At 65.8% G+C, this 12,182-nt stretch carries 10 protein-coding genes; 6 read left to right on the plus strand and 4 right to left on the minus strand.

Annotated features, from left to right (window positions below):
- Window positions 1-127 precede the first annotated feature (127 nt).
- Window positions 128-634 (minus strand): ribonuclease E activity regulator RraA, encoded by a 507-nt coding sequence (gene rraA / locus ACWPKK_RS24030; protein WP_452009297.1) that lies wholly within the window; start codon window positions 632-634, stop codon window positions 128-130.
- Between the two features lie 224 nt (window positions 635-858).
- Here rraA and ACWPKK_RS24035 point away from each other — a divergent pair, with 224 nt between their 5' ends.
- From ACWPKK_RS24035 to ACWPKK_RS24050, 4 genes are all read left to right on the plus strand, one after another.
- A complete protein-coding gene (locus tag ACWPKK_RS24035) occupies window positions 859-1,230 on the plus strand; it encodes a hypothetical protein (RefSeq protein ID WP_452009300.1) in 372 nt (123 codons plus the stop codon).
- 468 nt (window positions 1,231-1,698) lie between these two features.
- Complete coding sequence (locus tag ACWPKK_RS24040) at window positions 1,699-2,658, plus strand: EamA family transporter (RefSeq protein ID WP_452009302.1); 960 nt, start codon at window positions 1,699-1,701, stop codon at window positions 2,656-2,658.
- Window positions 2,651-3,883 carry a radical SAM protein gene (locus ACWPKK_RS24045; RefSeq protein ID WP_452009305.1) on the plus strand — a complete coding sequence of 411 codons (1,233 nt, stop codon included), beginning with the start codon at window positions 2,651-2,653 and terminating at the stop codon, window positions 3,881-3,883. The genes ACWPKK_RS24040 and ACWPKK_RS24045 overlap by 8 nt, the downstream gene beginning before the upstream one ends.
- Window positions 3,884-3,898: 15 nt before the next feature.
- Window positions 3,899-4,852: an agmatinase family protein gene (locus ACWPKK_RS24050; RefSeq protein ID WP_452009308.1), complete on the plus strand. Its 954-nt coding sequence runs from the start codon at window positions 3,899-3,901 to the stop codon at window positions 4,850-4,852.
- A gap of 9 nt (window positions 4,853-4,861) precedes the next feature.
- Here ACWPKK_RS24050 and ACWPKK_RS24055 read toward each other — a convergent pair whose 3' ends face one another.
- Entirely contained in the window at window positions 4,862-5,734 is an 873-nt protein-coding gene (locus ACWPKK_RS24055) for a MurR/RpiR family transcriptional regulator (RefSeq protein WP_452009310.1), read from the minus strand.
- A 404-nt stretch (window positions 5,735-6,138) separates the two neighbouring features.
- On the opposite strand from ACWPKK_RS24055, the gene pflB reads away from it, so the two are divergent.
- Together pflB and pflA are read left to right on the plus strand one after the other, a co-directional pair.
- Window positions 6,139-8,424 carry a formate C-acetyltransferase gene (gene pflB, locus ACWPKK_RS24060; RefSeq protein ID WP_452009313.1) on the plus strand — a complete coding sequence of 762 codons (2,286 nt, stop codon included), beginning with the start codon at window positions 6,139-6,141 and terminating at the stop codon, window positions 8,422-8,424.
- A gap of 219 nt (window positions 8,425-8,643) precedes the next feature.
- Window positions 8,644-9,405, plus strand: a complete 762-nt coding sequence (gene pflA / locus ACWPKK_RS24065; protein ID WP_452009316.1) for a pyruvate formate-lyase-activating protein — start codon at window positions 8,644-8,646, stop codon at window positions 9,403-9,405.
- Window positions 9,406-9,427: 22 nt separating this feature from the next.
- On the opposite strand, the gene ACWPKK_RS24070 is transcribed toward pflA, so the two are convergent.
- Both ACWPKK_RS24070 and ACWPKK_RS24075 read right to left on the minus strand, forming a co-directional pair.
- Window positions 9,428-10,951 (minus strand): FAD-binding oxidoreductase, encoded by a 1,524-nt coding sequence (locus ACWPKK_RS24070; protein WP_452009319.1) that lies wholly within the window; start codon window positions 10,949-10,951, stop codon window positions 9,428-9,430.
- Between the two features lie 136 nt (window positions 10,952-11,087).
- Window positions 11,088-12,152 (minus strand): LacI family DNA-binding transcriptional regulator, encoded by a 1,065-nt coding sequence (locus tag ACWPKK_RS24075; protein ID WP_324869921.1) that lies wholly within the window; start codon window positions 12,150-12,152, stop codon window positions 11,088-11,090.
- Window positions 12,153-12,182 lie beyond the last annotated feature (30 nt).

Consider the following 12,182-nt stretch of genomic DNA (forward strand, 5'->3'; position numbering starts at 1 on the left):
TTTATATGCCCGCTTAAATGAAAGTGCAAGGGGGCGCCCCGCTTACGTGAAGCGGACAGGACGAAATGGCCTCTGCTTCTGCACTGGTATTACCGGTGCTTGGTATGACCACTTCTTTGCCCCGGCTTTATTTCAGCGCGGCTGCCTGCTCCGGCGTCAGGACGACGATGCCGTCCTCGTCGGCGAACAGGATGTCACCCGGCTGGATGACCGCGCCCGGCAACTCCACGGCCACATCGACCAGCCCCTGGTCGCGCCGGGTCGAGGCGCGCGGAATCGACGTCAGCGCCTTGATGCCCAGCGGCATGGTCGCCAGTTCGGCCACATCGCGGACGCAGCCCCAGATCACCACGCCGGCCCAGCCGTTCTTGACCGCGGAGGCGGCGATCATGTCGCCCATCAGGGCGCAACGCAGGCTGCCGGCGCCGTCCACCACCAGGACACGGCCGGCACCAGGGGTCGCCAGCAGTTCCTTGACGCGGGAATTGTCCTCCAGGCACTTGACGGTGACGACCTCGCCGCTGAAGCGGGTGACGGCGCCGAAGTCGCGGAAGCCCGGCAGGACATAGCGGGCGGCATCCTTGAAGCGGTCGAACAGGTCGCAGGTGGGGACGAAATTCTGGCCGGTGGACATGGCTTGCGGCTCCGCAGCGTCGACGTTGCAGGGATTTCTCCCTCCACCTCTTGCGCCAAAGGCGAGCGGGAGGCAAGACCCGCAATCGGCCGCTGCCGGCGGCCGGCGATCATGCCGCAGGAGGCTTGCCGAACGTGCAATCGTCGGACCGGCGACGCGCCCCCATATTCGGGCAAGTGCCCCCGTTTTTCGGGCAAGTGCAAAGAGAAAGAACGGTACCCCGTATGAAAACGCCGACGATCCCGGCCGCGGCGGCCGGCGCACTGACCCTGATGCTTGCCGCCTGCGGGTCCATCGCTCCGCCGCCGGTCGCCACCCCCGACCCCGCCGTGCTGGCCGCGCTGGACCGCAACGCCTCGAACAGCTGCAACCCGTCGGTGGCGTCCGTCCTGACCGGTGCCCGCATCCCGGCCTCGGACATCCGTGGGCTCAGCTACGGCATCTACCGTGACGAGTTCCGCGACATCATCGTCCGCTGGGATGCCTGGGTGTACCTGAACAGCCAGCCGGGCGCGGTGGTGGTTACGGTCGACGAGGACTGCCGGCCGATCCAGATCTATGCCCGTGGGGGAGCGAAACTGCCGGGCGGACGCTGAATGCCTGCCCCGAGGCCGCATTTCCGTGGCCGCCTCGCCCACCGGCAGGCGGCTCCACGGGGATGGCTTCGGTCTGCATACCATCGCCGGCGAATCTCTGACCTGTCTTAACTTTGGCACGCCGATATTTAGTGACCCTGGATTTCACAATCCCGGAGCCTCGCTTCGACTTCTAAGTTTTATCTAAGGCACCTCTTCATACAATCATATGTTTTACTTAAGGGGGCCGAATTTCACCTTGACGCGTGAATTCGATGTGAGCTAATCATAATCCCATATTCTGTTTGTGGTCATGCTGACCACCACCGCCTGCGCTCCGCATCGCCTCGATCCGTTCGTCAGCCGATCTTCGTCGATGGCCGCAGGCCTCCCGCGACGACGGCTTGTGCCCCGGTGTCGTGATGCAGCCGGAGCAGGCGGCGGAACAGGACCGGCCACTCGGAAAATGGAGCCACGTCAGGGGGAAACATGACGGAGCAGGGATCGACGCGCGCGGTCGGAATGGCCGCGATCTTCGTGGCTGCCATCCTGTTCGGTGCCGCAGGCGCGGCGGCGAAGGTGCTGTTCGTCTCCGACATGTCGCCGCTGGACCTGACGGCGATCCGCAGCTTCGTGGCCTGCGCCGTCCTGGGGCCGATCATGATCCTCCTGCCGGGCCGGCCGTTCCACGTCCCGCCTGCTGCCCGGCGGATGACGGTGGCGGCGGGCGTCATGTTCGTCGTCGTGAACGCCACCTTCTATCTGGCGATCGACATGATGAACGTCGCGGCGGCCATCACGCTGGAATACACATCGCCCTTCTTCGTCCTGGTACTCGGCGCGCTCCTCGGCACCCGGCGCATCGGCCTGCGCGACTGCGCGATCGTCACGCTCAGCCTTGTCGGCTGCTTCCTCCTGACGGGGGGCGGCGGCGAGTGGGTCAGGCTTTCCGCCGGTCTGGCCGTCGGGCTCGCCTGCGGGTTCGCCTTCGCCGTCTTCAACATGATCGGCAACGCCTGCAAATCGCGGGGCATCGGCGCCACGACGCTGACCTTCTGGAATTTCGCAATTTCCTCGCTGATCTGGGCCGCCGCCCTGCCCTTCCTCGGGGTGCACAGGCTGGAACCGACGGCGGAGATGATGGCCTATATCGTGTTCATCGCGGTGGTCGCCACCATTCTTCCCTATTGGCTGCTCCTGTTCGGCCTGCGCCATGTCGATGCGCTGCCGGCGACTGTGATCGGGTTGCTCGACCCGCTGGCGGCCGGTCTCATGGCTTATGTCCTGCTGGGAGAAACGCTGACCCCCGCCAACATGGTGGGCATCGCGCTCGTCTCCCTCTCCGTCATCTTCGTGACGCTTTCGGAACGGCAGGCGAGCTGCGCGCCGGCCAAGTCGCCCCGCAGCCCCGCCGAAGGCGTCCCTCAGCTGGAGGCAAACAATGGTTGATACCCCGGCGCCCGCGGCCTCGCCGCTCGATCATCTCCGCATCGAACCGGATCTTGATCGGCGCTCCCTCCCCCATATCCGGGCGGCGGGAAAGCGGCTGGAGGATTTATGGGCGAAAGGAACCGATCACTGCCCCAGCCTGATCGGCGCCGCGGCGGCAAGCGGGCGGATGATCCATCTGGACCTGGACCTGACCGGCGAATGCGCCCTGAAATGCTTCTACTGCGACCGCACTCCCGACCGCTACAACGGCGTCCCCAACCGGCAGGAAATGACCACCGAGGAGCGCAAGGACATCATCCGGCAGGCACGGGCGCTCGGAGCCACGACGGTGGAGTTCCCCGGTGCCGGCGAGCCGATGCTGGATCCGGGGTTCTGGGAGATCGTCGAATTCATCCATGACCTGGGCATGACCAGCGTCGTCTTCACCAGCGGCTATCACCTGGACGAGGCGGCGGCAGACCGGCTGTACGACCTGGGTGCGACGATCTTCCTGAAATACAACAACATCGACACGATCGTGCAGGACCGCATGGTCGGTCTCCGCGGCTATGGCGAGAAGGCGCACGAGGCGATGCGCATCCTGCTTGCCCGCGGGTTCAACCGGACCATTCCCACCCGGCTGGCGATCGACGTCGTCGTCACGCCGAAATACCACGATCTGGGCGGCGTCGCCGACCTGTTCCGCTGGTGCCGGGACAACAATGTCCACAGCTATATCGTCACCCTCATTCCCGAAGGCATGGCCGACCACAAGTCGATCCTGCTTGAACGCAACCGGGCCGACGAGCTGATCGAACTGATGCGGACCATCGACGAGACGGAATACGGCATCGTCTATGAACCCAGCCGGCCGATGGGCGGCGGATACCGCTGCCGGCAGGTGAATTGCGGACTGTTCGTCAATCTTTTCGGCGAGGTCTACGATTGCAACGGGCTTTCCCGCCTGATCGGCCATGTGCGTACGGATTCGCTGGAGGCGATCTGGAATTCCGCCTATGCGCGCCATGTGCGGCAACCGGACCAGGATGGCTTCTGTCTGGTGCGTGAACGCCAGTGGGAGGGACGGGACCTGTCGGCGATGGATCGCAAGCTGGAGGATTATCACCGCTGGCAGGCGGCCAACGCACCGGACGACATCGTCGAACGTGCAAAGGAGATGGTGGGCGTCGGCCGCATCGAACTCGCCCGGACCGGCGCGGTTCCGGTCGGTGCGGACACCTGATCGATGGCGGCCGGCATGAGCACGCGCGTCGTCGAGGATTCCACCGTCCGCTGGATTGGCGGAGCGTGGAACTATCCGGGAAATGACTTGGACGGCAATCGGCCGGAGGTCGAACCCGGCACCGGACTCCTGTTCCTGGAAATCCCGTTCGACCATGCGGTCAGCCACCGGCCGGGCACGCGGTTCGGACCGGCTGCGATCCTGGGGGTGCTGGACGGCTTCAGCCTCTACTGCACGGACAAGCGGGTCGACTTGGGTCCTTTGCGACTTCGCCGCTTCGGGGAGGTCGACGTCTCCAACGACATCCACGCGACCTACCGGCACATCGCGGACACCGTGGCCGGCCTGCCCTCCGGCGACACCCCGGTCTTCCTGGGCGGCGACCATTCCATCACCGATCCGATCCTGCGCGGCCTGCTGCGACGCCATCCGGAGCGCAAGCTCGGGCTGATCGTCTTCGACGCCCATTTCGATTCGCGCGTTCCCGTGCCGGGGAAGGAGCATTCCGGACATTGGATGCATACGGTGGCCGAGGTGTTCGACCACCGCCACAGCGTCCAGCTTGGGATCGATGCGCCGATCTACTCCCGCGATTACATGGAGCAGACGGAAGCGGCCGGGATCATGGTGCGCACCCCCTGGGACATCCGCCGCGCCGGGCTGGCCGGGACCGTCGAGGAGACGATCCGGCATGCGGTGGAGCCGACCGACGCGGTCCATATCTCCATCGACATCGACTGCCTGTCGGCGGCCTTCGCACCGGGAACCAGCGTTCCCAACGCCGCCGGGTTGATGCTCTGGGACGTCGCCGACGCGGTGTTCGAGATTGCGCGCAGCGCCGACCATGCCAGCCTGGACATCGTCGAGGTCAGCCCTCCACTGGACGCCGGCGGGATAACCGCCCAGTCCGCGGCCCATCTCGTGATGAATTTCCTGGCCGGAAGGGCGGCCCGCCTCCGGCAGGGCTGATCCGGTCGCCTATCTCTCCGTCGCCTTTTCCGACACATGGGCATCCACGGCGCGGTCATGCCGCTTCAGGCGCTCCTGCAGCGTATCGCCCATGCGCAGCGCCACGGCGATCGACAGGATGTCGCCCAGCACCAGATGCGCGATGCGGACGGTCATGGGAGAGTGGATGTCGAAGTCGTCGGCGATGTCGGCCACGAGGCTGACCGTGGCCATCTCCGCCAGCGGCGTGCCGGAGCGGGTCAGGGCGATCACGTCGGCGCCGGCCTTGCGGGCGTTCTGGACGGCGTCCAGGATGTCCCGGGTCCGGCCGGTGCTGGACACCGCGACCACCGCATCGCCCTGCGTCAGCGTAAGGGCGGACGCGAAATAGATGTGGGAATCGGTGTAGGCGACGGTGGGGATGCCCAGCCGGAAGAACTTGCGCTGGATGTCCTCCGCCACCGTGCCGGAATTGCCGGACCCGTAGAACTCGATCCGGCGCGAAGCCGCCAGCATATCGGCGGCGCGGTCCACCGCATCGGCCGGCAGGTTGTTGCGCACCTGCATCAGCGTGGCGATGGTCCGGTCGAACAGCTTGCCGGCCAGCACCGCCCCCGGCACTCCGCCATCCGCATTCAGTTCTCCATCCACCGACAGGTCCTGATGCAGGAAGGGCATGCCGCCGGCGATGTCCTGCGCCAGCTTGATCTTGAACTCACGGAAGCCTCGGCATCCCAGCGCCGAGCAGAAACGCGCCACCGTCGGTTCGCTGACCCCCACCCGCTCCGCCAGTTCGGCCATGGACAGGTTGATCACGTCGCCCGGATGGGCCATCGCATAGTCGGCCAGCTTGCGTTCGGAGGGGCGGATCTGGTCGCGGACCGCCGCGATTCTCGCCAGCATCTGGGGTGTCTCCCTTCTGATTGTGCGTCAGCCTAGCACATGTAGCAAAGCTACATATACAGCGCTGCGAACGACCGAATCCATCGCACGCCGGTTAGCCAGTTTCCAAGGATTTCCAATCTGCTGCGCCCTGCCCTGCGACAAAATGTCGAGGCTGCGCGCCTTGTTCGGAGGCCCGCCAGGGAGTATGTAGTAAAACTACAGGGCGGGACACAACGGTGTCGGTATCCGGGGTTCGAAGGCCGGATCGGCGCGATGGCCCCCGCCCTGAAAATATGACGTGTATCAACGATTCCGGCGCCCGATGCGCCTATGGTTTCAATCGCTCCGCTTGCTCGCGGGCCCCACACGACCGCCGACACGGCCCCTGACCGCGCCGACGTCTATAGCTCTAAGGAGACATCATGGACACCCTGCTGATGGACGGACTTGCCCAGGCCCCGGAGCAGCAGTCCGCCGCCGACCCCTGGCGCGGTTTCGCCCCGGGCGTCTGGCGCCGATCGGTCGACGTCCGCGATTTCATCCAGCGCAACCTGCAGCCCTATGAAGGGGACGCGGGCTTCGTCGCCGGTCCCACCGCCCGCACCACCGCGCTGTTCGCCAAGGTCACCGACCTGCTGAAGCAGGAACGCGCCGCGAAGGGCGGCGTTCTGGATGCCGACACCGAAATCTTCGCCTCGATCACCTCGCATGCCGCCGGCTACATCGACCGCGAGCTGGAAGTCATCGTCGGCCTGCAGACCGACAAGCCGCTGAAGCGCGCGATCATGCCGTTCGGCGGCTGGCGCATGGTCAAGACCGGCCTGGAGGCCTACGGCTACACCCCGTCGCCGAAGCTGGAGGAGGTGTTCCCGAGCCTGCGCAAGACGCACAATGACGGCGTGTTCGACGTGTACACGCCCGAGATGCTGCGCTGCCGCAAGTCCGGCGTCATCACCGGCCTGCCCGATGCCTACGGCCGCGGCCGCATCATCGGCGACTATCGCCGGCTGGCGCTGTACGGCGCCGATTTCCTGATCAAGGACAAGAAGGCCCAGCTGGCCTCGCTGGAAGTCAGCCGCATCGACGAGGACGTGCTGCGCCTGCGCGAGGAGATCTCCGAGCAGATCCGCGCGCTGAAGGAGCTGGTCCAGATGGCCGCCTCCTACGGCTTCGACGTCAAGCGTCCGGCCGCCACCGCCCGCGAGGCTGTGCAGTGGACCTATCTGGCCTATCTGGCGGCGGTCAAGGAAGCCAACGGCGCGGCCATGTCGCTGGGCCGCGTGTCCAGCTTCCTCGACATCTACATCGACCGCGACCTGCGCGACGGCGTCATCACCGAGGCCGAGGCCCAGGAGATGATCGACCACTTCGTCATGAAGCTGCGCCTCGTCCGCTTCCTGCGCACGCCGGAATACGACCAGCTGTTCTCGGGCGACCCGACCTGGGTGACGGAATGCCTGGGCGGCATGGGGCTGGACGGCCGGACGCTGGTCAGCAAGACCAACTTCCGCATGCTGCAGACCCTGCACAACCTGGGCCCGGCACCGGAACCGAACCTGACGGTCCTGTGGTCGGAGAAGCTGCCGGAAGGCTTCAAGCGCTTCTGCGCCGACACCTCGATCAAGACCTGCTCGGTCCAGTACGAGAACGACGACCTGATGCGCGGCTATTGGGGCGACGACTACGGCATCGCCTGCTGCGTGTCCGCGATGCGCATCGGCAAGCAGATGCAGTTCTTCGGCGCCCGCGCCAACCTGGCCAAGACGCTGATGTACGCCATCAACGGCGGCAAGGACGAGGTTTCGGGCGAGCAGGTCGGCCCGGCCTTCGCCCCGATCAACGGGGACGTTCTGGACTATGACGAGGTCATGGCCCGCTTCGAGCCGATGATGGAGTGGCTGGCCAAGGTCTACATGAACGCGCTGAACGCCATCCACTACATGCACGACAAGTACATGTACGAGCGGATGGAGATGGCCCTGCACGACCGCGACATCCTGCGCACGATGGCCTGCGGCATCGCCGGCCTCAGCGTGGTGGCGGACAGCCTGTCGGCGATCAAGCATGCCAAGGTGAAGGTCATCCGCGACGAGAACGGTCTCGCCACCGATTTCGAGATCGAGGGCGACTATCCGGCCTTCGGCAACAACGACGCCCGCGTCGACGACATCGCGATCTGGGCGGTCGAGCGCTTCATGACGGCCCTGCGCAAGCAGAAGCCCTACCGGAACGCGTTGCCGACCCAGTCGGTGCTGACGATCACCTCCAACGTGGTCTACGGCAAGAAGACCGGCAACACGCCGGACGGCCGCAAGGCCGGCCAGCCCTTCGCGCCGGGTGCCAACCCGATGCACGGGCGGGACAAGAAGGGTGCGGTCGCGTCGATGGCCAGTGTCGCCAAGCTGCCCTACGCCCATGCGCAGGACGGCATCAGCTACACCTTCACCATCGTCCCCGGCGCGCTCGGCCGGACGGAAGACGAGCGCGTGGACAATCTGGTCGGCATGCTGGACGGCTATGCTGCCCAAGGCGGCCACCACATCAACGTCAACGTCTTCGACCGCGAGACGCTGCTGCACGCCATGGACCATCCGGAGCTGTATCCGCAGCTGACCATCCGGGTGTCCGGCTATGCGGTGAACTTCATCAAGCTGACGCGCGAGCAGCAGCTCGACGTCATCAGCCGCACGTTCCACGACAAGCACTGAGGGACGTGGACGGCTACCCCCCGCCGAGAAGCGAAAGCCCCTCTCCCCTTGCGGGAGAGGGGTTGGGGTGAGGGGGAAGCGTGGCAGCCCTTTATCGAGAATCCACCCAATGCATCCCCCTCACCCCGACCCTCTCCCCGGGGGGGAGAGGGGGTTTACCTGCATGTACCGTGACTTACATGCGTAGGGCGCAGAGTTTTCAAATTGGATCCCTGAAGTATGACACAGCCCCTCACCCAGGCCCGCCCCGGCTCCGTCTCCGGATGGATCCACTCGGTCGAAACCGGCGGCACGGTGGATGGGCCGGGGATCCGCTACGTGCTGTTCATGTCCGGCTGTCCGCTTCGCTGCCTCTACTGCCACAATCCCGACACCCAGCACATGCATGACGGGACGCGGACGACCTCCGCCGAGGTGCTGGACGACATCAAGCTCTATGCCGAATTCCTGAAGCGGGCCCATGGCGGGCTGACGCTGAGCGGCGGAGAGCCGCTGGTGCAGCCGGAATTCACCGCCGCGATCCTGCGCGGGGCAAAAGCGATGGGTATGCACACCGCGCTCGACACCTCCGGCTTCCTCGGCAACCACGCCGACGACCATCTGCTTGAGGACGTCGACCTCGTCCTTCTCGACATCAAGGCCTTTTCGGAAAAGACCTACCGCCATCTGACCGGCGTTCCGCTGCGCCCGACGCTGGAATTCGCCGAACGGCTGGCCGGGCTGAACAAGCGCATTTGGCTGCGCTATGTGCTGGTCCCGAACCTGACCGACGACGCGGCCGAGATCGACGGGCTGGCCGATTTCGTGGCCGGGCTCGGCGTCGTCGACCGGGTCGACGTGCTGCCCTTCCACAAGATGGGCGAACACAAATGGAAGGCGCTCGGCCGCAAATACATGCTGACCGATACCGAGCCGCCGTCGCGCGAACTTGTCGAGCGCGTGCGCGGGCAATTCCAGGCGCGGGGGCTGCGGGCCGACTGATCCCGCAAGCCCCCTTTGACGCTCAAGCCGAGCGGATCGCCTGCGCGAAGGTGAAGAGCATGGCGGGATCGACCGCCTTCTTCACCTCGGCCAGCTTGGCAAGGTTCTCGCCGTAATAGGCCCGCTGCCAATCGGCCAGCGACGGGTCGGGGAAGTTCTGGAAGGCGCCGGCCGCCCTGGTGCGGCGGTTGACGTCGTCGTAGAAGCGCTGCTGCCACTCCAGCGCCTGCTCGATCAGCAGGGCCGAATCCGTCGGCCGCCACCAGTTGGCCTCGATCGAGAACAGCCAGTCATAGCCGCGGTGGACATAGGCGGTCTCGGTCGCGCCGACCCGGTTGATGGCGCCGCCGACCTGGAAGAACTTGAAGGCCACCGGCATCGAGGTGGCGGGCATCCTCCCCGCCCAATCGAACATCGCGGCGATGGCCTCGTCGCCGATTTCCGCCGCCTTCATATAGCTGGACTTCTCCTGGTAGTAATAAGGGAAGGTGGTTTCAACCAGGAAGTCCTGCGCCGTCCAGTAGGGCACCTCCTCCATCACCTTCGACTTGGACCAGTCGATCCATTCCCAGGTGGATTTGAAGATCTCCTTCAACGTCACCTTCGACTTATGGAGCTGGCCGAGGACGGAGATGCTGATTGGCACCTTGTCGCACTGCTCCTGCCGGCTGGGGATGGTGACGTTGATCTTGCTGCCGAAATCGTCGGGCGCGGTCGCCAGTTCGGTCAGCAGAAGCTTAAGGACCTTCGGCAGCTTGTCGGTCCAGGTCAGGTTGAAGACCGTCACCGCTTCCACCGGGCGGGTTTCCAGGGTGAAGGAGGTGTTGATGCCGAAATTGCCGCCGCCACCGCCGCGGCAAGCCCAATAAAGGGCGGAGTCCGTATTTGCATCGGCCTTGACGTGGCTGCCGTCGGCGGTCACCAGTTCTGTGGCGCGCAGCAGGTCGGAGGCCATGCCGTACTTGCGCATGTTGAAACCGATGCCGCCGCCCAGCAGGAAACCGGCGGCGCCAACGGAATCGCAGCGCCCATGGGTGATGGTGCGGCCCAGCCGTTCCATCTGCTTGTAGACGGCGGAGTTGAGCGTGCCGCCCAGGACCTTGACCAGCCCGTCCTTGCCCGGCAGCAGTTCCGCCCCCGCCATCTTGGTCATGTCGATCAGCAGGCCGGGCGTGGTGGAGAAGCCGGCGTAGCTGTGGCCGCCGGAGCGCACGGCGAAAGGCATGGCCTGCTGCTTCACCCACTGGATGCAGGCCTGGACATCCTCCGGCCGCGAGCACCGGGCGATACCGGCCGGCAATGTGGCACCGTAGCGCAGGTTGTTGGGGCGGCAGACGTCGGCGAAGAACGGATCCTCCGGCCGCAGCACCCCGCCCTTCACCGCCTTCGCCAGGTCGGACCAGGCCGAGGGCGGCGGGCAGTACGCCCCACCCGCCTCCGCCGCGAAGGCGGAACCCGGCATCAGCCGAACCGCGGCGGCGGCGCCGGCGAAACGGCCGGCCCCGACAAGGAAGTTGCGGCGGGATGAGTGAAGTCCGAGTGCCATGAGCCAGTCCACCCTGCGTTACGGGTTGTGTTTGATGCTGCTTATTAGCCTAATGATAACAAACAGCGTCAACCGCACGCGCAAACAGGCATGAGAAAGGCCATCGCACCTCTCGGAGTATGGGGTCCCAGGCCTCCTACCCCTTCCCCACCGGCCGGGTGCTGCCGCGGATCACCAGCTCGCATTCGAGGTTGTGGTGCTGGGGCGCAGTGCGCGCTCCATCCAGTGCCGCGAGAATTTGCGTCGCGCTGAGGCGGCCGATTTCGCGCTGGGGCGGGCGGACGGTCGTCAGCGGCGGCGGGCAGGAGTTGCTGAAGGGCAGATCGCCGAAGCCGACCACCGCCAGATCGTCCGGCACCCGCAGGTCGCGGCGTGTCACCTCGAACAGAACACCCAGCGCCAGCGCGTCGTTGGAGCAGACCACGCCATCGATGTCGGGGTGACGCGTCAGGATCTCGTCGATCAGCCAGCGGCCGACCTCCGTCGTGGCGGCATCGGGCACTGTGAAGTCGATGGGGTCGTGCAGGCCCCGCCGCATCACCTCCGCCTCATAGCCGTCGGTGCGACTGCGCACGCGCAGGTCCTGATGGGCGGCGGCGCCGATATAGGCGACCTTGCGGCTGCCCTGGTCGTAAAGGTGGCTGGTCTGCATGCGGCCGACCTCGAAATGCGAGAAGCCGACGCTGATGCCGATGGCCTCGCCGGGATGGCTGGGCATGTCCCACATCTCCACCACCGGCACCCCGCAGGACGCCAGCATGGCGCGGGTCCGCTCGGTGTGGTGGAAGCCGGTCACCACCATCGCCGCCGGCGACCAGGCGAGGAAGGCACGGATCAGGCTTTCCTCCTCCTCCGGGCTGAATTCGCTGACGCCGAGCAGGGTCTGGTAATGCGCCGCCTGGAACATGCCCTGCAGCGTGTTGTAGGTCTCCGCGAAGAAGGAGTTCAGGATGGAGGGCAGGATGACGCCGACGGTGCGGCTGCGCGCCGCGGCGAGGCTGCCGGCCACAAGGTTGGGCACATAGCCCATCTCGTCGATGACGCGGGCGATGCGCTCGGCAAGGTGCCGGGACACCGCCCCCGGACGGCGGAGATAGAGCGACACGGTGCTGGGCGACACGTCGGCGGCGTTCGCCACGTCGGTCATGGTCACCCGTTGGGTGCCGCGGCGTGTCCGCTTCCTCGATTCGGTCGTCTGCATCGTCGGTCTTCCTCACGCATCGTAAATCGC

The organism is Azospirillum largimobile, assembly GCF_977007025.2.